General features: G+C 52.5%; 14 protein-coding genes. 10 read left to right on the top strand and 4 right to left on the bottom strand.

The window, feature by feature from the left end; genetic code table 11:
• Positions 1-3 precede the first annotated feature (3 nt).
• The 3 genes from AC1EKS_RS05635 to AC1EKS_RS05625 all read left to right on the top strand — a co-directional run bounded on the left by AC1EKS_RS05635 (position 4) and on the right by AC1EKS_RS05625 (position 3,380).
• Positions 4-156: a hypothetical protein gene (locus AC1EKS_RS05635; RefSeq protein ID WP_022864983.1), complete on the top strand. Its 153-nt coding sequence runs from the start codon at positions 4-6 to the stop codon at positions 154-156.
• Positions 157-159: 3 nt separating this feature from the next.
• Positions 160-1,149, top strand: a complete 990-nt coding sequence (locus AC1EKS_RS05630; RefSeq protein WP_481010287.1) for a bifunctional riboflavin kinase/FAD synthetase — start codon at positions 160-162, stop codon at positions 1,147-1,149.
• A gap of 167 nt (positions 1,150-1,316) precedes the next feature.
• The gene (locus AC1EKS_RS05625) at positions 1,317-3,380 is read left to right on the top strand and encodes a cation:proton antiporter (RefSeq protein ID WP_481010286.1); all 2,064 of its coding nucleotides are present in this window, start codon (positions 1,317-1,319) and stop codon (positions 3,378-3,380) included.
• A 1-nt stretch (position 3,381) separates the two neighbouring features.
• Here the strand turns inward: AC1EKS_RS05625 and AC1EKS_RS05620 are convergent, their stop codons facing one another.
• Both AC1EKS_RS05620 and AC1EKS_RS05615 read right to left on the bottom strand, forming a co-directional pair.
• Positions 3,382-4,968: an aspartate:alanine exchanger family transporter gene (locus AC1EKS_RS05620; protein WP_481010321.1), complete on the bottom strand. Its 1,587-nt coding sequence runs from the start codon at positions 4,966-4,968 to the stop codon at positions 3,382-3,384.
• Positions 4,969-4,975: 7 nt separating this feature from the next.
• Positions 4,976-5,932 (bottom strand): TetR/AcrR family transcriptional regulator, encoded by a 957-nt coding sequence (locus tag AC1EKS_RS05615; protein WP_481010285.1) that lies wholly within the window; start codon positions 5,930-5,932, stop codon positions 4,976-4,978.
• Between the two features lie 80 nt (positions 5,933-6,012).
• Between AC1EKS_RS05615 and AC1EKS_RS05610 the strand changes: the two genes are divergently transcribed.
• Positions 6,013-10,590, top strand: coding sequence for an acyl-CoA dehydratase activase-related protein (locus AC1EKS_RS05610; protein ID WP_481010283.1), 4,578 nt, complete (start codon positions 6,013-6,015; stop codon positions 10,588-10,590).
• Positions 10,591-10,850: 260 nt separating this feature from the next.
• Here AC1EKS_RS05610 and AC1EKS_RS05605 read toward each other — a convergent pair whose 3' ends face one another.
• On the bottom strand, positions 10,851-12,236 hold the full coding sequence (locus tag AC1EKS_RS05605) for a Fic family protein (protein WP_481010281.1): 1,386 nt from the start codon (positions 12,234-12,236) through the stop codon (positions 10,851-10,853).
• A 327-nt stretch (positions 12,237-12,563) separates the two neighbouring features.
• On the opposite strand from AC1EKS_RS05605, the gene AC1EKS_RS05600 reads away from it, so the two are divergent.
• Entirely contained in the window at positions 12,564-14,531 is a 1,968-nt protein-coding gene (locus tag AC1EKS_RS05600) for an acyltransferase family protein (protein ID WP_481009117.1), read from the top strand.
• Between the two features lie 26 nt (positions 14,532-14,557).
• Here AC1EKS_RS05600 and AC1EKS_RS05595 read toward each other — a convergent pair whose 3' ends face one another.
• Complete coding sequence (locus tag AC1EKS_RS05595; RefSeq protein WP_481009116.1) at positions 14,558-15,055, bottom strand: hypothetical protein; 498 nt, start codon at positions 15,053-15,055, stop codon at positions 14,558-14,560.
• A gap of 503 nt (positions 15,056-15,558) precedes the next feature.
• Between AC1EKS_RS05595 and AC1EKS_RS05590 the strand changes: the two genes are divergently transcribed.
• The 5 genes from AC1EKS_RS05590 (at position 15,559) to AC1EKS_RS05570 (ending at position 24,627) form a co-directional block, all read left to right on the top strand.
• Entirely contained in the window at positions 15,559-16,611 is a 1,053-nt protein-coding gene (locus AC1EKS_RS05590; protein ID WP_481009115.1) for an AAA family ATPase, read from the top strand.
• Complete coding sequence (locus tag AC1EKS_RS05585; RefSeq protein ID WP_481009114.1) at positions 16,604-18,820, top strand: S8 family peptidase; 2,217 nt, start codon at positions 16,604-16,606, stop codon at positions 18,818-18,820. Before AC1EKS_RS05590 ends, AC1EKS_RS05585 begins: the two co-directional genes overlap by 8 nt.
• 173 nt (positions 18,821-18,993) lie before the next feature.
• A complete protein-coding gene (locus tag AC1EKS_RS05580; RefSeq protein ID WP_481009113.1) occupies positions 18,994-20,082 on the top strand; it encodes a virulence RhuM family protein in 1,089 nt (362 codons plus the stop codon).
• A 103-nt stretch (positions 20,083-20,185) separates the two neighbouring features.
• A complete protein-coding gene (locus AC1EKS_RS05575; protein WP_481009112.1) occupies positions 20,186-22,042 on the top strand; it encodes a site-specific DNA-methyltransferase in 1,857 nt (618 codons plus the stop codon).
• Positions 22,042-24,627 (top strand): DEAD/DEAH box helicase, encoded by a 2,586-nt coding sequence (locus AC1EKS_RS05570; RefSeq protein ID WP_481009111.1) that lies wholly within the window; start codon positions 22,042-22,044, stop codon positions 24,625-24,627. The genes AC1EKS_RS05575 and AC1EKS_RS05570 overlap by 1 nt, the downstream gene beginning before the upstream one ends.
• Positions 24,628-24,716: the final 89 nt, after the last annotated feature.

Here is a 24,716-nt window from a genome sequence, read left to right as displayed (position 1 = left end):
AACATGAGCGAAGAAAATAAAGGTACTTGCGGTTGTGGATGCGGCTGCGGTGGCAAAGGCAAGGGCAGGAAAACAGCGGAAGAAAAACGTACCGGGGAACTGGGAGTACCGGCGAATGGCCGGCCAGAACTCAGCGTGCGGCAAAGCGAAAAATAGATCGTGGAAATCTGGACTAACTCCCCGCAGCTGGAAAAAGGCCAGCGCAGCGTGGCTGCCATCGGGATTTTTGATGGGGTGCATAAGGGACACACCCGGATTTTAAAAACCGTAGTGGAGCGGGCGCGCCGCGCGGGAGACAAAGCGGTAGCGATTACTTTTGCCCCGCACCCCTCCCAGCTGCACCATCCGGAAAATCCCACCCTTTTAATCCAGCCGCTGCCTGATCGCCTCGATGCCATGGCGGCATTGGGACTAGATGCCACCTGGGTGGTGCCGTACACCTGGGATCTGGCGAATCAAACTCCGCAATGGTTTATTGACCACTATTTCGTGGCGGGCCTGCATGTTAAAGAACTGGTGGTGGGCGAAGATGTGCAGTTCGGCAAGGGTAACCGCGGTGATATTGAGACTTTGCGCGAGGCGGGTCGCACCCGAGATTTTCAGGTTATCGAGATTGCCGATATTACTGATGACGAGGCGCGTCGCTATTCTTCTACCCGGGTGCGAGACTGCCTGGCTAGGGGAGACGTCCAGGGGGCTGCCCGCATTTTAGGGCGCAGTTACCGCTTGCGGGGAATTGTGGAACGCGGTTTTCGGCGCGGACGCCAACTGGGTTTCCCGACTGCAAACCTGGGGGGAACCGAGGGCTTGGCGATTCCTGCCGATGGGGTATATGCCGGGCATTTGGTGCGTTCAGTGCCGGGAACCAGCGCGGTTGAGCACTTGCCAGCGGCGATTTCGGTCGGTACCAATCCCCAGTTCGCGGGGAAGAAAACTACGGTTGAGGCCCATGTATTAGGACGGGCTGACCTGAATCTTTATGACGAGCCGGTGGCGATTGATTTCCTGGCTCGTCTGCGTCCCATGCTCAAACTAGCAAGCGTAGAGAAATTGCAATCGCAGATGGATGAAGATTTGCGGGCTTGCAGCGAAATACTGGGAGTTCCTCCCGCAGGCAGGGTTAATCCCGAAGAAGTAACCGCGCTTTAGGTTTGCTAACCGGTAGCCACTCGGCATCTCTGGCGGTAACTGGTTACTGGAGCAGACGGCAACCAAAAAACCTATTGCCGCACATTCGAATCCTGAGAAGAGCTATATTTTTAGTGGTGGGACTCGCACTATCAAGACTGAATATAAAAGGCTAGGGAGGATACGGAATGGAAACTTTACACTTTGCAGTTGTCGCCTTGAGCTCTGTGTTACTTTCGTCAGTCCTCGACCAGATGATTTCCCGCGTCTCCCTGCCTTTGGTGCAAATCGGGATTGGTTTGCTAATGGCCGTTTTTATCAGCGGCCCTCTTGAATTTAGTTTAGATCCCGAGCTGTTCTTGGTGCTCTTTATCGCTCCCTTACTCTATGATGAATCCCGAAATGTATCTAAACGATTGCTATATCGGCATCTTTCGGCAGTGCTTAATTTGGCAATCAGCTTGGTTATTTGCAGTTGCTTAGCTGTAGGCTTCCTCTTGAACTTTTTACAGCCGTCAATCCCGTTAACGGCGGCTTTTGCTTTGGGGGCGGCGTTAGGTCCGACCGACGCGGTTGCGGTAGGAGCCTTGTCGGGTACGGTAAAACTTAATTCGCGGCAAAGCGCTTTACTAGCTGGTGAATCGCTGATTAATGATGCTTCCGGAATTGTTTCTTTTCAATTCGCGGTGGCGGCTGCCGTCACTGGTTCTTTTTCTTTAACCAATGCGGCGGGAGCTTTTGCCGTGTCGTTTTTGGGGGGACTATCCCTAGGGGTATTACTGGGGATTATATCTTTGCTGATACTAAAGGCAGTGCGGGGGATTGGGCTCGAGTCCACGGTTTTCCACGTGACTTTTGAACTGCTCTCACCTTTGGTTTTCTTTATTATTGCTGAAGAGCTGCACGTTTCCGGGATTTTAGCGGTAGTTGCCGGTGGTCTTTTGGTTACTTTACTTCCGCAGAGGACGAGTGCTTTTGCTGCTCGGGTACGTCTGGTGTCCGGTTCGGTTTGGGAAGTTGTCGCGTTTATTCTCAACGGGATTGTGTTCATCATGTTGGGTACGCAAATCCCGGGGGTGTTTAACAGTACTTGGCGTGAAAATTCTAATCCGTTATCCCTGATTGGGCTAGTTTTTGCGATAACTGCCCTCAGTGTAGTGCTGCGTTTTGTATGGGTTTTGCTTTTCGATTGGCGTTACTACCTGCGTTTGCAGCGGCGGAACAAATCCTCAATAGAGTTTACCGAGGTTTTTGCGGGCGGCAAGGTTCGCGCCCTTAAACTTATTCAAAATGCCCTGGTCACTACTTTAGCTGGACCTAAAGGGGCAGTTACCTTATCGATTGCTTTTACTTTGCCGCTGGTGACGGCGGGAGGTAAAGAGTTTCCTGCCCGCGGCGAGTTAATCTTTATTGCTTCCGGCGTTATTCTATTGACTTTGTTGATGGCTAATTTCTTGACCCCCTTACTTACTCCTACTCCGGAAATACCTGATGATACCGAGCTTCATCAGGCACGTGCCCGGGTAAAGAAGCAGGTAATAAAGGTTTTGCGGGATCAGTTCGCGTCTCGTTCCCCTTTGGCGGTCACGGTGGTTTGTACGCGTTTGACCCGCCAAATTAATGAGGATTTGGATTCTTCTCATTCCCATAATCTTTTCCGCGAGATTCGGATTGATACTATTCGTCACCAGATGCGTCTACTTGATGAAATCGCGGATTCTGGGCAGGCAGATAAAGCGGTAGTAGCGGCTATGCGCAAAGTTTTACGTCGCTCCTTACTGTTATCCGGTTCGCAGTCTACCGCCCATCATCCTGGGAAAAGCTTGCGCGGTGTTGGTCAGTTTCTGCGTAACCGTTTAGGGGACTGGTTTAGGAAGATGCGGTTAAAGTCCGGTTCTACCCCGGTAATTGAAAATTCTAATGAGATGCATGCTCTGCGTTTACGGATGGAAGAGGAAGCCATCAAGTATTTGCGTGCCCGCCAAAGCACCACCGATGATTTGGAGCGTCAAGTTGCTGCTTATCTGCTAGAGGGCCACCAGGAGATAATGGAGTTTTTGAAGAATTATTCTCGCTCCCATCCGAATAATTTGCAGGTAAAAGTAGATCAGTTAGAAGAAGAGTCCTTGCGGCTGCAACTGGGGTGTATTCAGGATTTACGGGAGGACGGTATTCTCAGTGATGATTTGGCTGATGCGCTGCGGCAGGAAGTTTACCTGTTACAAATGAATTATGCTGATGCTGGTCATTAAGCTAAATCACCATTACGATCTGTACTAATACGATTTTCGCGATGATTCCGAGGGCGAAGGTGGCGGAGTAACCTGATTCGCATCGCTCATCCGGGATAGTTGCTTGCACGTGGCTGAGGATTGCAGGCTGCCCGACGAAACCGGCGATTGCTCCGGCCATGCGGGCAGTAGAAAGTCCCAAGAATTTTCCGAGCAGCCACAGCGCCACTAACACTGGCACCATTCCGACAGCTGACAGTAACCCAATTTTGATGCCGGTCAGGGAAAAGGCTTTGGCGGCAAAGGCTTGCCCGGAAGATAGGCCCACTGCGGCCAGGAATAGCACCAGTCCCATTTGTCGCAACATATTATTTGCTGAGGGAGCCAGGGAGAACACCAGCGGTCCCAGTCGGTCTATGCGCCCTAATACTAATCCCACTACCAGTGGTCCGGCAGCGGCTCCCAGTGCGAGGGAACCGAGGGATCCCAGCGGGATGGCGATTAGTCCTAGCGCCACCCCCGCGGCAATCCCCAGCCCGAACGGCAGATAATCGATGGCAGAGATTTTATGTTCGGAATTCCCAAAAGTTTTCGCGATATCGCGTTCGCGTTCTACCGGGTAAACCACCAGTACCCGGTCGCCCATTTGCAAGCGAGTAGCCGCCGTAGCCAACATATCGGTGTCGCCGCGGCGCACCCGGGTGAGCAGTGATTGGAAACGCGCCGGCAAGAATAAGTTCGCGACCGGTTTCCCTACCAGGCGGCTATTAGAAACTGTGAAGCGGCTAAAGTTAACGGCAGTGCGGTCGTTGGAAATATCTTCTTCAATCGGCTTGCCCAATGCTTGCCCCGCAGTTTTCACCGCATTTGGGATTCCCACTAGGAACGCTAAATCCCCAGATTTTAGTTCCCCATCGGGATGGGCAACCCGCATTTTGCCCTCCCGCAGCAGATAAGAAACCCGCAGCCCGCCCTCGGCAGAGCCTACGACCTCAGCAATCCCGGGTATATCTTGGATTCGCATCGGGTTTTCTACCCGGATAGTTTGGGTAGCTAGCCCGGCAGCGGAAGCCGGATCGGGGTCATTTTTTGCCGGGAGTTTTATCCGCATTAGTGCCGTCACTACCACCATGGTTACGATGACCCCCACCGGGTAGGCAATCGCGTATCCCACTGCCGGCTGGGCGCTTCCTCCCGCCGCATCGGTAGCTGCGGCCAGGGCGGGGGTAGTAGTGAGCGATCCCGCGAACATTCCCCCCAGCAGCGGAGAGGTGAGCCCCAGGGCTTTGCCACCAAAAGCTACGATCAGGGCATATACCGCGAGCAAAGCAACTGCCCCAATTAAAAGCGGGGCTTGTTTGCGTAGGTCGCGGAAAAAGGAGGCACCTGCGGCTAAACCGATGGTGTAGACAAATAGTGCCAGTCCGATGGCAGAGACCAGGGATAGATTTTCTCCGAGTTTCGGGTCGAGGGCGCCGGCGGCCAGACCTACGAATAAGGCTCCGGCTGCTCCAAACTTGAGGGGGCCGAAAGGAATCGAACCAAAGAGGGTGCCGAGGGCGATAACCAGAAATAGGGTCAACAGGGGAGAAGAGGCGAGTATTTGCATCACCTCTTTAGGATAGCGAGGGGAATACTTCGTGTGCTAGATTCTCGATTTCGGTTTGCAATATCGGAGCGAGCCGGTTTTGTAATTCGCTACGGGGCATGGAGGCTAGGGGCTCTAGCTGCACGATATAGCGCATAGTCGCCACCCCGTAAATCATGGACATCAAAATCTCGGTGAGTGCGTGAAAGTTGGTTTCCACTTTTTTATCCACGGTTTGCCCGGAAGCTATTTGTAAAGTGTTCAATACTTGGGCGCCCCCTTCGAGCAGGTTGTCACTTACATAGGCGCGAAAGCGTTGGGTGGTTTTTGAATCGGTAATCAGTGCCTGCATCAGGGCTTTCATCCGGTCTTTGGTGAGGCGTTCTTCGTAGAGGGTGAAAGCAAAATCAAGTAGTCGGTCAGCTATTCCCTCAATTCCAGGTTCCCAGAGCTGTAAAATTTGTTCCAAAGGATCTAGGGGCAGGTCGAAACAGTCGCGAAATAGCCGCTGCTTGGAGCCAAAATAATAGCTAACCATCGCGGGGTCGCAGCCTGCCCCCTTAGCAATCGAACGCATAGTGGTGCCGTCATAGCCGCGGGTAATAAATTGATCTTCGGCTACCTGTTTGATTTCTTTGCGCATTTGTCCGCGGGCGCCTCTGGGGCCGCGGGGGTGAGTTACAGAATCAGTTGGTGTTTCTTTATCGGTCGGTGGGTCTTGGTTTGCAAGTGCTTCCGCAGTTTTTTCACCGCCCGCTTTGTCCTGGGGGCGAGTAGCTTTTTTAGTTTTTCGCTGGGAAATTCTATTTTTCTGGCTGCCCTGATCTTTTCCAGCTAACTCTCGGTTAGGAGAATTAGGAAACATTTTCTTTTCGTAATTCCGGGCTTCTAATTCATCGCTGTTAACACTTTCCCTGCCGGTCTTTTTTCTCGCATTTAGGCGTTCGCGCTGATTGAGGCAATTTTCTGCTTCTTCCGATTCCATAGCTCTATCCTAATTTCAACACCCTGTGAATTTAGCATTTTCAGTTTACTTTGAGGGTGACAACAACTGCCGGAGGTGCCATGAGCAAAACCATTGCCCCCTTTGAATTCGCGAGCTGGGAAAACGCTGCCGCTAGCGAAGGCAAGCGGGTGCTCAGGCTAGGCATCGACATTGGCTCTACCACGGTAAAAGCGGTGCTACTTGACGGGCGGCAGGTAATCTTTTCCGACTATCGCCGCCACCACGCAGATGTGCGCGGGGAACTGGCCGGCCTGCTGCGCGATATTAGCGCAGAGCATCCGGGAATTGCCGTAAAGGCGACAGTGACCGGGTCGGGCGGACTCTCGGTTGCCGGAGCGATGAAAGTACCGTTCGTGCAAGAAGTTATCGCCGGCACCAAAGCAGTGGGAGATACTCACCCGCAAACCGATGTGATTATTGAGCTGGGCGGGGAAGACGCAAAAATCACCTATCTGCATCCCACCCCAGAACAGCGCATGAACGGCACCTGCGCCGGAGGCACCGGCGCCTTCATCGACCAGATGGCCACTTTGCTACACACCGATGCCTCGGGACTAGACAAACTGGCCTCCGGTGCCAATCAGCTCTATCCGATTGCCTCGCGCTGCGGGGTGTTCGCCAAAACCGATTTGCAGCCCCTGCTTAATGAGGGCGCCGCGCATGAAGACCTCGCAGCCTCAATCTTCACGGCAGTTGCCACCCAAACTATTGCGGGATTGGCCTGTGGACGCCCGATTCGCGGAAACGTCATGTTCCTGGGCGGGCCGCTGCACTTCCTCCCGAATCTGCGCAAAGCCTACCAGGAGCTACTACCTAAAGCCGATAGTTTCCTCACCCCCGAACATGCCGAACTTTATGTAGCGCTGGGGGCGGCGCTTAGTGCTGACAAAGGGGAGCCGCGCCCCCTGGAACAGTTAATAACTGACCTGACTACCGGGAAAATCGATACTGATTCCCAGCGGATGCGCCCCCTATTTGCTAATGAAGAAGAACTGGCTGAGTTCCGCGCCCGCCACGATAAAGAAGTAATCCCGCAGCTACCGTTATCCGAGGCGCGGGGGCGTTGCTTCCTGGGGGTAGATTCCGGATCCACCACTATTAAAGCGGTCGTGATTGACCAGGATAAACGGATCGTATTTACCCACTATGCCTCTAATGAGGGCGACCCGGTTTCGGCGGCAGTGGAAATTGTGCGCCGCATTCGCACCGAACTGCCCGCGGGCGCTTATATTGGGCGCGCCTGCTCCACCGGTTATGGGGAGGGATTGGTGAAAACCGCCCTCAACCTAGAACAAGGCGAAGTGGAAACGATGGCGCATTTCCGCGCCGCCGAAGACCTGCTGCCCGGGGTGTCTTCGGTAATCGATATCGGCGGGCAAGATATGAAATATCTGGAGATTCGCGCCGGAGCCGTAGATTCCATCTCGGTGAACGAGGCCTGCTCGTCTGGGTGTGGATCTTTCCTGCAGACCTTCGCCGCCACTATGGGTACCAGTGTTCAGGCTTTCGCCGCGGACGCGGTAGCTGCGAAATCGCCGGTGGATTTGGGAACGCGCTGCACCGTGTTTATGAACTCTTCGGTGAAGCAGGCACAAAAGGAGGGGGCGAGCCCTAAAGATATTGCCGCGGGGCTGTCTTATTCGGTGGTGCGCAACGCCCTCTATAAAGTTATTAAACTCAAAACCCCGGAAGAGCTGGGCGAAAAGGTAGTTGTCCAGGGGGGAACTTTCCTTAACGACGCGGTGCTGCGGGCTTTCGAGCTGCTGACTGAGCGGGAAGTGGTGCGTCCTAATATCGCCGGTTTGATGGGTGCCTACGGGGCGGCTCTGATTGCCAAGCAAAGTGATGATGGCCAGGGGGAGTCCACCTTGGCCACCTTGGAAGACCTGGAGAACTTCCAGGTAGAGACCACCCGCAAGACCTGTAGGCTGTGCCAAAACCACTGCCAAATGACCATTTCTACCTTCTCTAATGGGGAGCGGCACGTGTCGGGGAACCGCTGCGAACGCGGGGCTTCCTTAGAGAAAGTGCCGAAGAAGTCGGCGCTACCGAACCTGTTCGACTGGAAATATAAACGGATTTTCGGGTATCGCCGCTTGACCGAAAAGAAAGCTTTCCGCGGGGATATTGGGATTCCCCGGGTGCTGAATATGTACGAAAACTATCCGCTGTGGTTCACCATGCTCACTAAGTTGGGATTCCGGGTGATGGTTTCGGGGCGCTCTAACCACGACCTGTTTGAAACCGGGATGGAGTCGATTCCGTCTGAAAATATCTGTTACCCCGCAAAACTGGTGCATGGTCATATCGAGTCCTTACTGAAGAAAGGGATAAAAAATATTTTTTATCCCTCGGTGATTTATGAACAACAGTTGGTAGAAGGCACCGATAACTGCTTTAACTGCCCGGTGGTGGGTACCTATCCCGAGGTTATCCGCAACAATATGGAGTCGGTGCAAGACAGCGACGTCCGCCTGATTAGCCCGTTCTTAAACCTGGGGAATCGAGAGTTTCTGCCTAAACGGATCGCGGAAGTATTCGCTGACTGGAACGTAACCGAGGCGGAAGCCAAAGCCGCCCTGGATGCGGCTTGGGAAGAGGACGCCGCCGTCAAAGCGGAGATCCGGGAGAAAGGCCGCGAAGCTTTAGCGTGGATTCGCGAAAACGGGGTGCGCGGGATTGTGCTGGCTGGGCGCCCGTATCACCTGGATCCGGAAGTGAACCACGGGATTCCGGAGTTAATTATCGGCTTGGGAATGGCGGTGTTTACCGAAGATTCGGTGCTTGATGGCCGCCTGGAGCGCCCCTTGCGGGTGCGTGACCAGTGGGCTTATCATTCTCGGCTTTATGAGGCCGCTGCCCGGGTGGGCGACGAACCTGATCTGGAACTGGTGCAGCTGAACTCTTTTGGTTGCGGGGTGGACGCGATTACCGCTGACCAGGTGCAAGAGATTTTGGAGGGGCGCGGAGACGTTCACACCGTCCTCAAGATTGATGAGGTTTCCAACCTGGGAGCCGCCCGGATTCGCCTGCGTTCCCTGGATGCGGCTACTCGGGAGCGGCAAAGCTCCACGGTGCTTACTTATCCCAGTGCGGATCGGATCGGTGATCCGGATGCGGCGCCGCAGCAGCGCGACCAAGAGGCGGTCCCAACTCGCATAGACCCGGCAGCCGAAGCCGCCGCGGAAGAGTCTCGCCTGGCGAAAGCCGGACACGTGCAGGTACACGCCCAGTTCACTGAGCAGATGCGCAAAGATGGTTGGGAGATTCTGGTTCCCCAAATGGCGCCTATCCAGTTCCGTCTGGCGCAGCCGGTGGTGCGCCGCGCTGGGTTGAATGTGCGTTTGCTGGAACATACTTCCCGCGAATCGATGGAAACTGGCCTCAAGTTCGTGAACAACGATTCTTGCTACCCCGCGATTGTGGTGATTGGGCAGCTGATTGAGGAGTTTACTTCCGGGCGCTCCAACCCAGATAAAACTGCGGTCGCGATTTCGCAGACCGGAGGAATGTGCCGGGCAACCAACTACGCGTCCCTGTTGCGTAAAGGGTTGCGGGATGCCGGATATCCGCAGGTGCCGGTGATTGCCGCCTCGGTGCAAGGTATTGAAGAAAATCCCGGATTCCAGCTTTCTTGGCCGGCAATCCACCGGATTTTGCAAGCTATCTGCTTAGGGGACATGTTGCAAACCATGCTTTTGCGGGTACGCCCCTATGAGCTGGTGAAAGGCTCCGCGATGGAGCTTTATCGGCGTTGGGATCAGATTATTCAGGAGTGGTTTGCGGCTGGAAAATACTCGGCCACCTGGGGCGGTCGCCTCAGCTATTCCCGCCTGATTAAGGAATGTGTCAAAGAGTTCGATAGTTTTGCTTTGAACGATGAGCCGCGTCGCCCTCGGGTTGGTTTGGTGGGAGAAATCCTGGTGAAGTTCCACCCGGATGCTAATAATCACGCGGTGCGGGTGATTGAGGAAGAAGGCTGCGAAGCGGAACTGCCCACCCTGATCCAGTTCTTCCACTACTCCCTGGCCAGCGGAAACTTTGAACGCGACGAAATGGGCAATTCCCGCAAAGTTAAGTTAGGGATGGATGCGGGTCTGTGGGCCTTAGAGCGTTATGAGGACGCGATTCGCCGGGCTTTCGCTAAAACTAACGGCAAGTTCGAGATGCATCGGCGAATCAAAGATATGGCGGCGCGTTCTGTCGATATTGCAGGCATGGGTAATCAGGCTGGTGAAGGCTGGTATTTGACCGCGGAAATGGTGGACATGATTGAGCATGGCTGCCCCAACATTATTTGCGCTCAGCCTTTCGGCTGCTTGCCGAACCATGTGATTGGCAAAGGCATGTTCCGCGCATTGCGTAACCGCTACCCGGAAGCCAATGTGGTGGCGGTCGACTATGATCCGGGCGCCTCGGAAGTTAATCAGCTAAACCGGATCAAGTTGATGATTGCGACTGCCCTGCGCGGCGAGGAAGTCGCTGATGATTTCGAGGATATGCCCGAGGAGGCATCCGGGGCAGGCTGCGGATGCGGCACCTCTTGTGGTAGCAGAGTGCAATGGAATTCTGAGGTTCAAGTCAGCCCCGCAGGTAGGCGTTCCCTGCCGATTACCCCGGTCAGTGCCGCGCGCTAAAACTGGTGAACTACTAGCCGAGGACACCCCGTTGTGACCCCGGTAATACTGATACTACCCCTCGCTCCCTTTTATGTCTGGAAGAGAATGGATTTTATAGGCGCTAGCCGCAAGTTTCTTATTGAAATTTCGTTGCCATAGATAGCTATCACCTCAAAATCTTTACTTCTTACGGCAAGCAAGGAGTAAAAAGTAAAGATTTTAAGGGTACGAGGTAAAGATATGGGTCTACGTTATGTTCTGGCGGTCAAAAAGAATTTTCATGCTAGAGAGTCCAGAAATTCTGCCGCCTGGTTTGCGTCCTCAAAAACTGCCCCATCTTCGGGATCTTTACCCTCGATAACTCTTTGCGCGTTTGTCAGGGCGCGAGCTGTCAAAGCATTGGGTACGGGGCGGCGCGGGGCAGAGACCAGGGTATCCCACTGGGTGGAGGCAAGGCGGCGTTCGCTGCCACTGATCAGGTCAAACAAATCTGGTTGCCACCAGCCGCGTTGCCCACGCCCGATACTAAGCGGCGCCACTATTCCCGCCGCAACTAAATCTTTAGCGGCGTTCTCGAAAGCGGGGCGAGAAACCTTTAAGGTTTGAGCGGCAGAAGCGATAGTGAACATCGGCAGGTTGGGTAGTTGCTGTCGCAAACGGTTAGCGGCCGCATCAATGCGCAGGGAGCGGTGGTGCTCGCTGAGGTACCAGGAATCTAGCCGCGCCTTCCAGTCGGCTTGCAGCTCCTCGACTTGGTTCTTAAGGCTTTCAGAAATGGTGAGCGCAATCTGGCAAGCATCCAAGAATACTTTGATCCAATGGTTCACCGCCGATATTGCCTGGTCGCTGCGGGGGGCGGCGAGGTGGCGGTAGGAAGAAAGCGCGTCCTCGTACAGGTCAGTTCTGGTAGCGAGCGCCAAAGATAGCGGCAGGGGAGCCCCCTGGGTGAGGCCGCGGCGAGTTAAAACAATATGGATCAGCGCCCGCCCGATGCGACCATTGCCATCGGGGAAGGGGTGGATGGATTCGAACTGTGCGTGCACCAGCGCCGCCTGCAGTAGCGGGCCGTGCTCTGCCCCATTTAGATAGTTGACCAGGTCATTTAATAAACCATCGAGGTGTTCGGGGGAGGGTGGGATATAGCTGGCAGCTAGGGGATGGTAGGAGCTGCCCCCTAACCAGTTTTGGCTGCTGCGGATCCCTTGCCAAGTTTCCTCGTGGATTAGTTTCTGCTGCAAATCCACAATGTCCGCAAGTGAAACCGTCTCGGCGCTAGCTAATTTGCTGGTTGCGTCCTCTAGTATCTGGATATTGCGGATAACGTCCCCAGCGGTGCTGCGCGGATCAGTGCCGCTTTTTTCCTTCAGTTCGGCGCGCGCCAGTTCCCGCGGAGCAACCTGCAATCCCTCGATATTGCTGGAGGCAATAGCTTCACCGCGCAAGATCAACCGCGCCAAAGACTCCATCCCTAGCTGCGAGTTTAACGGAGAAAACGCCAGGATTTTCCGTTCCAAGAGAGCAGCGGCGGCGGAGTTTTCTTCAGTAATCACGATATTTCCCGCCAGCAGGTCAGGTACGTAGGAGCGGTAATCGCCGCTGCGCCGGCCTTCCCGAGAAAACGCAGACAAATTTGCTGCCCAATGCCGTTTTTCGTAATGCCCCATGTGTTCGCCTCCCCGGGACTTAGTTTCCCGCCACCATTGCGGCGGCGCTGCCGTATTGTGGGTGTTTCCGGTATCGCTGAAAGTTCTTACTTTATTTTCGCACTTTAAAGTAGGTGATTGCAAGGATAAGGCTTATCCTTGCAAAACTTAGGGCTGGATGTAAGGATAAGCGCTATCCTTACAAAACTTGGAGGTGCAGATAAGGATAAACGTTAGGGCCTCGCAGCGAGGGTGGGCTGGGGGTACCGATTTAGGAATAACGGAGTTGTCCGAGCCTGTTTTTGTGACCTTTTTAAATTCGCTTTCAACTCGCGCTAGACTTTAGTCATGACAAATGATGAATGTTCCCCGCAATCTTTGTCCGAAAATACGCCGGCGCCAGGAAAATCTCTTCCTCAGCGGCGCCGGAGCAGCAGGATAAAGGCACTGGATGGGCTACGAGCGCTAGCAATTGTGGCGGTAGTTCTCTACCACCTGCGCCCCAGCGTGTTACCCGGCGGATTTATCGGGGTGACCGTATTCTTCGTACTCTCTGGGTTCCTGATTACCCGCAGCGTAGTCAGCGCCCTCGATAAGGGAGTCTTTTCTTACCGGCGCTACCTGCTACGACGCTTCTGGCGGCTATTTTTCCCGATAGTTATCACTATCGCGCTTGCCGCCGCCCTGACCTATCTATTCGCGCCCAGCCTGCTGCTGAAAGTGCAAAGCGACTGCCTACCGGCGACCCTATTCGTCAGCAACTGGTTTTACATTTTCCGCAACGTCCCCTATTTCGCGGCGGCAGGGCTGCCCTCCCCGCTCACGCACCTGTGGTTTTTAGGGTTGTTGGCGCAGTTCTATGTGATCTGGCCGCTGATTGTCTACCTGCTGCTTAAAGTCCGGCGGGCAGCCCCGGCGATTACCGCAGTCTTGATTCTGGCGTCTGCGGCGGCAATGGCGATCTTTTGGATGGCGGGAGAGGATGTTACTCACGCCTATTACGGCCTGGATACTCGCGCCGCGGAACTGCTAGTAGGCGCGTTCTTAGCTTTTATTTACCCGCAGGTTTCTTCGCCGGGTTCCGATTCTGCTCGCGAGGCGAAGACCGGAAAAGGCACTGCGCTGCAGATACTGGCAGCCGGGAGCCTCGTGGCGTTAGTAGTCTTCGCTATCGGAGGAAATGGGGAGATGCCGGCGATTTATCTCGGCGGGTTCCTGCTGGCGGCGATCCTCAGTGCGCTAATAATCAGAGCGGCGGCTTCCGCTGGCTCCGTGATTTCAAAACTGCTATGCAACCCGGTTTTTAACTATCTGGGTTCCCGCTCCTTCGCCCTCTACCTGGTGCATTTCCCGATCCTGCTGATGCTGAATCCGGCTACCCGCACAGTTCCGCCCACCTGGTGGCAGCAACTTTTGCAGCTCCTGATAGTGGTAGTTGCCGGAGAAGTTTTCTATCACCTGACAGAAGCGCCCTCCAGCTTGGTAAGTTCCCTTTGGAAAAAACCGGGAGAAAAGAAGGTCGCAAAACTTAAGGCGCAGAGCCGGCTCCGCAAAGTGCAGCTCACGGTGTTCGCAGTGCTTTCCGCGCTGTCACTGGTAGTAGCCGGGATCTTGGCGTTTTACCCCGCTAACTGGGAGCAGATAGCGAAAAACCGGGCGGTGCAATTGCGTCCCGAACTTGCCGCTACTGCTGCCCCCTCCCCGAAGGTAGAGAAGCCAGCAACTAAGGACAAGGACGAGACCGACAAACCGGAAGAAGAGCCTAAGGGGATAAAACCCGTGGCCAAGAAGGTTCCCAATAACTTGGATACCACCGGATGGCATATAGATCCGGCCACCGGCACCTGTAATGCCGACGTCCTCATTATTGGGGATTCGGTAACCGACGAGGCTACCCCGGCGATTAAGAAAGTGCTGCCAAACGCGGTAGTCGACGGGAAAACTAGTCGCCAGATCCAGCGCGGCCCAGACGTGTTAGCTAAATACAAGAATCAGGGGATTCGTCCCCGGGTCCTGGTGTATGCCTTAGGCAGTAACGGGGTATTGTACGGCGATCGGCTGGTGCAAAACCTGATCGACACCGCCGAAGGCAGGCCCATGTATCTGGTGACTATCCGCGATCCGAATCCTTTGCAAGATATCAATAATGAAATATTGAACCGTCTGGCGAACGCCAATCCGAATGTGGGGATTATTGACTGGTGGGCGGCCAGCGAAGGGCATCGAGAGTACCTGGTAGATGATGGCACCCATCCCACCAATGCTGGAGCTGCGGTGATAGCCAACCTCTACAAGCAAGCCCTGTGTGGGCAGTAGGGGCGTCGGCGGAGCCAGGGAGTGTTTTAGCTTAAGCGGGTGAAAACTGTGGCTATACCAGAGAGAATGGCTGCCAAAACTGCCACCCCGACCGTGCCGAATAGCCATTTGATGACCTTGTCGCGGAGTCTAATGTATGGCTGCAAATCCTCGGTACCAGGGATAATCCACGCCCTGGTGTGTCCCACCCAGTATTCGTCTACCAAGAAACGGTCGACGAGGTTAGTGATGAATAAAATTGCCGCTATCTGCCAAAAGCCTGCCAGGAATCCTCGGGTGTCATTTATCGCATAAACACAGACCAGCGTGTAAATAATGTAGCCGGGAATGCAAATAGCTTTGAAAATCGCGCGGCCGCGTTTGATTTTATTACGCGTGGTCAATCCCAACTTTACGCACCGTTCCTGCACCTGGGGAGGGTAAAGATACACCATATTAACCGGGCTTTTGCGGATGCCGATGACGCAGAGCAAAATCAGCAGCGCGCCCAGCACCAGTCCTTCCAGGACAACTCGTAAAATCATCGTCACCTTCCCCCGATACGTCAGCCGGATTGGGCTTTGAACTCAAGAAAGTAGCCCTCTGACCTGACAAACTCCACTTTTCGACTTAAATAGTTTCGCTTATTTTTCCTAAATTTGAAAGGTACCGGATTTACTCAATACCTTTCTTCGCGCCCCGGGCTTTATTCGCGTTAAAAATGTTGTCATTGAGGCGTTTTCCGAGGGCGAGGCAGAGGCAGTCACCTTAGGAGACTGCTACGTCTGGGCAGCGCTGCGGCGCTCATACCTTGAGTGTGCCACATTGAGAATGCGCGAGTTTACTCAGCGGGGAAACCGGGAAAAGTACCGGGAATCTGGATGCGCTGGATACGGGGTGTGTTTTTATCTGAGGATATTTAATTGTTGCTAATTGCTTCTACCAGCAGGAAAGCCCTAATGTTTTGTGAATAATTGAAATCGTGTCCCAAATGACTTGCATCTGTCCCAAAGTGTGCCTACGCTTGTGTGTAACGAAAGGGGACGTCTTGAAGAAACGCAATGTTATCAATCTGATTAGATATCACGAAGACAGAAATGAATCTGCATTCCGCGCTGAGGCGTCAGAAATTGCCCGTGACTTTGAGGCTGCCGGTGACGCGGAGCTAGCTGCATATATTATGGCTCTCATTTCTGATGCTAACGCGTTTGTCCCGCAAGCTTTAGGGGAGGACGGGGGAGATTTTCTTCGTCGTTTTGAGTCTGCTTCAGCACCGTTGCCTCTCCCGGAGGCTATAGCCATGGACGTTACCGGTGTATGCAATGCAATCTCCCACAATATCGGGGTAAACAAGTTTTTGTTCCAAGGTCCTCCGGGTACCGGGAAAACCCAGACCTCTCGCCAAATCGCCAGAATAACCAAGCGTGAGCTTTATCTGGTGGATTTTAACGCGGTTATTGACAGCAAACTTGGACAAACAGGTAAGAATATAGGGCGTCTTTTCACGGAAATAAACGATATGCGGCACCCCGATAAGGCAGTGGTCTTGTTCGATGAAATAGATGCCCTGGCGCTTGATCGGGTAAATAACCATGATGTTCGGGAAATGGGCAGAGCTACTTCGGCATTATTAAAGGAACTCGACTCTCTAAATGAACAGGTGGTATTGATCGCCACTACAAATCTTTATGAGGCGCTAGATAAAGCCCTCGTCAGAAGATTTGATTCCATTATTGATTTTGGTCGCTACGACAGAGATGACCTGTTAGAAATTTCTGAAGTGATGTTGAGCGGATTGTTGGACAAGTTCAAAAATGTGGCTCGCAATGTACGCTTGTTCCGAAAAATCATGAATCAAATGCCGGAGATTCCTTATCCGGGAGACCTTGAGAATATGCTGCGAACCTCGCTTGCTTTCAGTAAACCCGGTGATCTATACGATTATCTGCGCCGTCTCTACTCCCAGGTCTGTCCGGGTAAATCTATCAAGGATTATGCAGAGCTGAGTCGGCAAGGTTTTACGTTGCGAGAAATTGAAGTGCTTTCCCAGGTGCCGAAGACAACTATTTCCCGGGAACTGCGGGAGGTGCGTGGTGAATAACCTGCTTCAGCTTAAAGGTCAGTTCCAAACCAAAGGTGCTCGGCGACCAGGTTTGCCTCAACTACCCAAGAATGGGGAAGTTACTGCCCAACACCTGTTAGATTTGCGTCAACAGTTGATGGAAATAAAGGAGTATTGGCAGAAAAAGCAGATACCCTTCAATCCATTGATCAGCGTTTACTATAAAAAAATAACGGCTAAAAGTAACCGGATTCGCCGCCTACTTGGCGGAGGCAGCTCTAAAGCTAGTAATTTCATTGTAGGAGCCTGCTTCGAGGGCAACTACCAGAACACCCACCATGTGATTACCTATTGTGTCAGCGAAACCACGGTTGATGAGTCCATCAATGTTTTGGATAGTTGCGCAGCAATTGTTGAGCAACACGGTGGCACTATCAATTATGAAATACTGGAGAAAATAAAAAAGACTTCCAAAAATAAGTGGATTTATAAACTGCCGAAGAGTAGCTTTTTCCAGGTAATCAGGGATGCTTATTTCGCTGAGCGTTTCGGCATACGTGCTCAGCAGGAGGCAGTTGACGGCTGGGTAGTTGTAAATCTTTACGATACCGGCTACAGCGATGTTCGCGATTTTCTAGATGGTTTGGGTTTAAGAGTCACGCCTGACCAAGTGTTGGGAAGCGCTCTCCGGCTGAGCCCGGAGCAATACAGTGTATTGATAGGGAAATATCCCTTCCTGGTATCGATGGCGATTTCCGATATCTCCGAATTGACCCCCGAAGAGTTCGATGAGGCGGGTATCAATCCTTTGGATATACCTAAAGCGGGTAATGAACCCATTATCGGAGTGATTGATACCCCGTTTGATGAAAATGTGTATTTTTCCGATTGGGTTGAGTCAATAAATCTGATTCCCCCTGAAATTGAAATACGACCGGAGGATTATGCTCACGGGACAAAAGTTACATCGCTTATTGTCGACGGTCCGAGTCTAGTACCGGACTTGGATGACGGTTGTGGTCGTTTCCGGGTGCGGCACTTCGGGGTCGCTACGGGATCGCGATCAGATTCGTTTGCATTCATGAGGCGAGTGAAAAGTATCGTGGAACAGAACCGTGACATTAAAGTATGGAACATTTCCCAGGGTTCTGTGCGAGAGGTAGCGCGTAACTTCGTGTCTCCCGAGGGCGCTATTCTGGATGAATTGCAATCTCGATTTGATGACATTGTTTTTGTGGTGGCAGGTACCAATCAAACGCAGGAACAACAACAGAAAATCGGGGCTCCCGCTGATTCGATTAACTCCTTAGTCGTAAATGCAACCTCATTTTCCGGTGAAACTGCCAGCTATTCCCGAAGTGGTCCGGTCTTGGAATTCTTCAAAAAACCTGACGTCTGCGCAGTTGGTGGGGATCAGGATATCCCCATGTATGCCTATGCAGGAAACGGGGGTTCTTGGGTACAGGGGACTTCTTTTGCGGCACCGTGGATAGCGCGGAAAATGGCCTATTTAATGCAGATAATGGGGTTTAATCGTGAAGTTGCCAAAGCGCTGATAATTGACGCGGCTGCGGGATGGGATTTTCGTGAGGATTCTAAGCGAGGCTATGGTCAGGTTCCCATTCGCATAGAGGATTTGGTTAAGTCTAAAGATGATGAAATTAAATTTGTGTTGACTGGGATGTCTGCTTCTTATGAAACTTATAACTTCGATATTCCAGTGCCAGTTGTGAATGAAAAACATCCGTATATTGCCCGTGCCACCTTGTGCTATTTTCCCCCGTGTGACCGCCGTCAAGGCGTGGACTATACCAGTACTGAATTGGATTTACACTTTGGGCGTATTGATGACAAGGATAGTTTGATAGCGGTTAACAATAACCGCCAAGGTGAAAATAATGATTTCACTACTGAGGGCACGGCCCGTAATAGCTACCGCAAGTGGGATAACGTCAAACATATCGGCGAGAATTTTCGTAATGGTCAGCGCGGTAGGAAGGCCTACAAGACGCAGATGTGGGGGTTGAAAATCCGCAAGACCACCCGGTGGGATAAGCCTGCGGGCGCCCCATTTGGAAATTTGCGGTTTGGGATAGTGGTTACTTTACGGGAAATGGGGGGTGTGAACCGTATAGATGAGTTCATTCAAAAATGTTCGTTGCGTGGCTGGATCGTACATAGCGTGGATGTGCAAAACAGGGTGGATATCTACAACGCCGCCGAGGTCGAGATAGATTTTAAAGAATAGCTTTTGCCTTTACAGGAAAAATGTGCCATCGGAACCCATCTTGCTATCGGAAACAATTCTTTGGGTTTAGCGGGAGAGGGTGAGAACCGCGCGGCGCAAACAGTCGGTTCAGACTCAGAAGTGATGATTTGCGAATGGAAAACCTCAATCGAAGGATGGTTAAGAAAAACGGTATGACGAAGAATAGTAAACCTAAAAAGAGCTTGGAACAAACCAGTTCTCGGACAATAATTAAGCATGATTCCGGGCAGTTTCTGGTATTCACCGCTCAGCCCGGCGCGGGTGTTGAAGTGCGTTATCAAGAGGGAACGATTTGGCTGACGCAAAAGCTGATGGCGCAGCTGTTTGATGTGGATGTTACCACTATTAACTACCATCTGCAGCAGATTTTTGATTCTAAAGAACTGACCGAAGAAGCAACTATTGGAATTTTTCCAATAGTTCGCCAAGAGGGCTCTCGCCAGGTAACTCGCCAAATTCAGCATTACAACCTAGATGCCATTATTTCCGTTGGCTACCGCGTAAATTCTATTCGCGCTACCCAGTTCCGTCAGTGGGCAACCGCAGTGCTTCGAGACTTTACTCTGCGCGGCTATGTTATTGACCGCGGGCGCATGGAGTCGGGGAAGTTTCTCGGGCATGACTATTTCGAGGAACTGCTCCAAGAAGTCCGCGAGATTCGTCTCTCGGAGCGCCGCTTTTACCAAAAAATAACCGACATCTATGCCACCGCAGTCGACTACAGCCCCAATGCCCCCACCACCAAAACATTCTTTGCTGCCGTTCAAAACAAACTGCATTACGCGGTTCATGGTCATACCGCTGCCGAGTTGATTGCCCAGCGAGCTGACGCCGCCAAACCACACATGGGGTTAACAACTTGGAAAAACTCCCCAGAAGGGAAAGTCCTAACCAGCGATGTTACCGTCGCCAAGAACTACCTAACGAAAGACGAATTGGCCGATTTAGGACGAATCGTTGAAGCCTACCTAAACCTGGCAGAATCACGTGCCAAGCGGCATATTCCCACCACCATGGAAAAATGGGAAGAATTCCTGAACCAAGTACTCACTCTTGATAGTCGCGAACTCTTAGAGAGCGCCGGGAATATCTCCAAGAAAATAGCAGACCATAAAGCCAAAGAAGAACTGGAAAAATATCGGGTAATCCAAGACAGGGAATATCAGTCAGATTTCGACAAGTTCGCTGCCAAAGCCTTGGAGGCCAACAGCCAACACGAGAAGCTAAATGAAGCGCCCTAGAGAGCGTCTAAACCGGCAGGTTGCTTAGGGGCGCTATCGTGGGGCGGTAATATCAGGGTATCTGTGAAGTGTTTTATTGGCGCGCAAGGGAGAGGGCTATTAGATGTCGCAACAACGCCTGCAACTTACTTGGTACAACAAGGACAAGGCTCTGATTCCTACCGAAACCGGCAAATATGGTTACACCTGGGTTGATCCCGCCGATCCGCGTTACTGTGAAACCCACACCCTGGTCTATGACGAACACGTTCAGGGTAAACAAACTCCCAAGAGTGAGGATTTCGAGTATTCTGAGCGTGCTGATCTGGAGCCGCAAGACGATAACTTGTTGATTTTGGGAGAGAGCGGGGACGTGCTGGAGGCGCTTACCCGGGTGCCAGAGTTAGCCGAAAAATATGTGGGCAAAGTGAAGCTGATCTATATTGATCCGCCATTCAACACCGCGCAGACTTTCGTCAATTACGAGGACAACCTGGAACACTCCGTGTGGCTGACCATGATGCGCGACCGCTTGCTGCATTTAAAGAAACTCTTGAGTGAGGACGGATCCATTTGGGTGCATTTGGATGATGTGGAAGTACATAGGATGCGACTGCTGATGGACGAAGTGTTTGGTGCCGCGAATTTTGTGGCTGAGGTTGCATGGGAGAAGGGAGATTCTCCAAGAATGGACGCCAATCAGTTTTCTGAAAGGCATGATTTTCTCCTTGTTTATGCAAAAGAACTGAATTGGTCACCTAATAAACTTGAATCAACGGTAAAGCTAGATTTTCCTCTGACTGACGCACAAGGGCGTCGATACCGTGCACCCGGGCCACTTAGGAAATGGGGCAAAAATAGCTTGCGCGAAGATAGACCTAATCTTTGGTATCCGATAATTGCTCCTGATGGAACTGAAGTTTGGCCGATAAAACCAGATGGAACAGAAGGCAATTGGCGTTGGAAAGCATCAACAGTAGAGGAAAAGGTCAATGACCTTCATTGGGAAGATAAAGGCTCTGGGCTTCAACCTTATGTGAAAGAATACGAGGACTCGGCACGTCTTTCGATTCCTCCCGAAACTTGGTGGCCTAACTCAGAAGCTGGTCATAACCGTGAAGCAAAAGCAGAACTTAAAGCCTTATTTTCTGACTTGAATGTGGTTTTCTCCACCCCTAAGCCCGAACGACTGCTTGAGAAGATTATCCACATCGGTACCAAACCAGGCGATATAGTACTAGATTGCTTTGCAGGTTCAGGAACTACGGCTGCTGTCGCGCAGAAGATGGGCAGGCGTTGGGTGACGTGTGAGCTGGTGGAGGATACTTTTAAACGCTTTACCCGTCCTCGGTTAGAGAAGGTAATTAACGATACTGATCCGGGTGGTATCACTCGCTCGAAGGGCGAACGGGTGGACGCTACCGATGAGGGTTTACCGGAGGGTTTAAACGCTGATGATGCGCAGAGGCTGACTTCTTTACTTAATAAGGCGATAAGTGAGAGCCCGGAGTTGAAGAAGTCGGCGGATATTCGGGCAGTCAAGCAGATGGTGAAAACTCGCCGCTCGAAAGATGTGGTTAATTGGCGTGGGGGTGGCGGTTTTCAGGTGGCGCATTTGTCGCCGGCTTGTTTTGATTACGATCCGCAGTTGGGTCGGGTGATGCTAACGGCGGCGGCGATTGGGCAGGTGTTTATTGAGTCGGTAGCAGCGAATCTGGGGTTCAGATTGTTGCATCCTGATGATGATTATGTGTTTGACGGTAGGCGCGGCAATTCTTTGTTGAAAGTGGTTGAGGGCGTCGCAACTGTGGAGGTTGTGGATTGGTTGGCCTCGCAGGTGCGGCCGGGTGAGACGATTGTGCTGGCTGCTACCAGCGTGATGGATGGGGTGCGTCAGCATCTACGGAAAGCGGTGAAAGGTTCACGGGTGGTTGCCGTGCCGGATGATGTTTTTTCTTTTAGCGCAGGGGGTGAGCGGTAATGGCGGGTCGGCTTAATATTAGTTTTGATTCCGACATGCTGGAAGAAATTAGCGCCCAGTTTGATTTGCGGGCTCCCAATAAAGAAGCGCTGCGCAAGCTGGTGTTTACTCTCGATGGAGATTATGACCCGGCGGTGATGCAGGTGTTGAATCTGGCGACCGGGGTGGGGAAGACCTATTTAATGGCGGCGTTCGTGGAGTATTTACGCCGTCAAGGGGTAGGTCATGTCATGATTGTTACCCCTGGTAAAACGGTACAGGCGAAGACGGTACAAAATTTCTCTCCGGGGTCTGCTCGGTATATTGCTGGTTCTGGGGTGCCTCCGCAGGTGGTTACGCCGCAGGATTATTCGGCGTGGGTGGCTCGCCAGAATGGCCCAGCGCAGCTGGCTTTTGGTCGCGAGGTGCCGTTACTGGCGTTCATTTTCAATATCCAGCAATTGATTGCACCCAAGTCCGAGGACGGGGATACTCATGGTGGTACCCAGGAGGCGATGCGGCGCAAGCCCCGCAGGTTTGATGAGAACGCGGGGGTGCTTTTTGATTACCTCAAAAATCTTGATGACCTGGTGGTGATTGCCGATGAGTCGCATCTTTACGGTACGAGCGCGGTAGCGTTTAATGCCGCTCTTAAAGAGCTAGATCCGGCTGCGGCTATTGGCTTGACTGCCTCGGTGGATAAGACAACAGATAAGGTTATTTTCGAGTATCCGCTGTATAAAGCTATTCAGGACAAGTATGTGAAGGCTCCGGTGTTGGCGTTCCGTAAGACGGGTTATGGCGCGGGTAAAGCCTCGGAGGAGCAGCAGCTGCGTGATGCGTTGCAGCTGCGGGAGATTAAACAGGCTTATTACGATGCTTACGCGAAAGAGCAAGAGCGCGGTCATGTGAATGCGGTTGCTTTCGTGGTGTGCTCGGATGTGGAGCACGCTACCCAAGTAACTGATTTGTTGCGTACCCCGGAGTATCTGGGTAAGGCTGATGCGGTGTTGCAGGTGGATTCTAAGCATGAGGACGAAGCAACTCAGCGTCTGCTCGAGGAGTTGGATCGTCCGTATTCGCCGGTGTTAGCGGTGGTTAGTGTCAATAAGCTTAAAGAGGGTTGGGATGTTAAGAACATCGCGGTGGTGGTAACGCTGCGGGCGATGGCTTCGGAGGTTTTGACCCAGCAGACGATGGGGCGCGGGTTGCGTTTGCCGTTCGGGAAGTATACGGGGGTGGGGCAGATTGACCAGTTGGATATTATCGCCCACCAGTCATTTAGTGAGTTGTTGGCTGCCGAGAATGTGCTGCAGCAGTTTGGTTTAGAAGAAGCGGTAGCCAACCAAGATGTAGGTAGGATGCGTGAGGCTATCGAAAGTGCCGGTAGCGAAATCTCTGCTAATCCTGTCGCCGTTGACGGTGATAGCGTCAGCCAGCCCACCGGGGCCCCGGTGGATACCACTTTCTCGTTTGTGAATGGTTCGCAGGTATTTGCAAGTCATGAAGGTTCGGTGTTGGTTGGTGAGCCGGGGGAGCCGGGGCTTCCAGGGCTGGGAGTTCGCACTATTAGCGAATCCGGGGTAGATGCCGCCCCGGCGTGGGAGCAAGTTACGATTGAGCGTAACCCTGAGTTTGCTGAGGTTAGTTACCAGTTCCCGGTGACCACGATTACCGTTAGCCAGCCGCCTATTGACTTGTCAGAGATTAGTGATGAGCAGATCGAGCAGGCGGCACGGCGGGTTACCTCTACAGGTGACGTGTTATTGCGTAAGGAAATTGTTGCCGTGTTAGGTAAGAAACTGCGGGCTGAAGATCGGGAAAGTGCGGAAGTAGACTCGCTTCATGTTAATGATGCTGACGCCCAAGAAGGCCTGGTTAAACTGGTGATGAACCTGCAACTGGTGCCAAAAACAGACCAGAATCATCGCTATGTTTCTACCTTCCTGGTTCCTAGTTTCATGAAAGGCGTGACTTTCACGGGATGGACGGTGAAATCACTGGCTTCTGCGCGTGATGAGCTTTCTAAGCTGGTGCAAAAACATATAGATGAGACGCTACGCGCCACCCGTGAAGTTTCCACCATTCACCCTAAAACCCTGCCCGGCTCGGGATACACCCTGCCGATGGGTGAAATAGTGCATGACCAGATTGACAGCCGTGAACAGTTTGTGCGGGGACGGGTTTATGGGGGCTGGTTCAAGTCTCTTTTCGCTGAGGAATCCTTCGACTCCTACACCGGTGAATATGTATTGGCCAAGCTGCTAAATACTTCGCCAGGAATCAAGTGGTGGCACCGTTTGCACCCGCAAGATGGGGCTTTCGTGTACTACAACTCTAAAGATCGTTATTTCCCAGACTTTGTTGCCCGCGACAGTGATGGCGTGTACTGGATTATTGAAGGCAAATCAGAACGTGGACGTGATGACGAGCAGGTGCAAGCCAAACGTAAAGCCGCAGAATCATTAGTGCGACGTTTGATTGCCGAGGACGCCTACGCAGATCAAAAGTGGGGATACCTAATCGCCTACGAAAATGACACTGCCCGCGCAGATTCCTGGGAAGACCTCAAATCCTACAGCCAACCAGTCACCAACGTTATCTAACTGCGGTATCACCGCCGTCTAGGCGGCTTCCATTCCAAAAGGCTAATGCCATTTCAAACGGGGAAAAGGTGTTGAAATCGGTTAATACG

It is taken from the genome of Varibaculum sp. C0165D1 (assembly GCF_056590355.1).
The sequence above is the reverse complement of the archived record's forward strand: the minus strand, read 5'-3'. Positions and strand labels throughout refer to the sequence as shown.

Excerpts from the sequence above, each read along its gene's own strand:
- AC1EKS_RS05600 (WP_481009117.1), top strand. The coding sequence starts at position 12,564 with ATGACAAATGATGAATGTTCCCCGCAATCTTTGTCCGAAAATACGCCG.
- AC1EKS_RS05605 (WP_481010281.1), bottom strand. The coding sequence starts at position 12,236 with ATGGGGCATTACGAAAAACGGCATTGGGCAGCAAATTTGTCTGCGTTT.
- AC1EKS_RS05575 (WP_481009112.1), top strand. The coding sequence starts at position 20,186 with ATGTCGCAACAACGCCTGCAACTTACTTGGTACAACAAGGACAAGGCT.
- AC1EKS_RS05580 (WP_481009113.1), top strand. The coding sequence starts at position 18,994 with ATGACGAAGAATAGTAAACCTAAAAAGAGCTTGGAACAAACCAGTTCT.
- AC1EKS_RS05595 (WP_481009116.1), bottom strand. The coding sequence starts at position 15,055 with ATGATTTTACGAGTTGTCCTGGAAGGACTGGTGCTGGGCGCGCTGCTG.
- AC1EKS_RS05570 (WP_481009111.1), top strand. The coding sequence starts at position 22,042 with ATGGCGGGTCGGCTTAATATTAGTTTTGATTCCGACATGCTGGAAGAA.
- AC1EKS_RS05615 (WP_481010285.1), bottom strand. The coding sequence starts at position 5,932 with ATGGAATCGGAAGAAGCAGAAAATTGCCTCAATCAGCGCGAACGCCTA.
- AC1EKS_RS05610 (WP_481010283.1), top strand. The coding sequence starts at position 6,013 with ATGAGCAAAACCATTGCCCCCTTTGAATTCGCGAGCTGGGAAAACGCT.
- AC1EKS_RS05620 (WP_481010321.1), bottom strand. The coding sequence starts at position 4,968 with ATGCAAATACTCGCCTCTTCTCCCCTGTTGACCCTATTTCTGGTTATC.
- AC1EKS_RS05635 (WP_022864983.1), top strand. The coding sequence starts at position 4 with ATGAGCGAAGAAAATAAAGGTACTTGCGGTTGTGGATGCGGCTGCGGT.
- AC1EKS_RS05625 (WP_481010286.1), top strand. The coding sequence starts at position 1,317 with ATGGAAACTTTACACTTTGCAGTTGTCGCCTTGAGCTCTGTGTTACTT.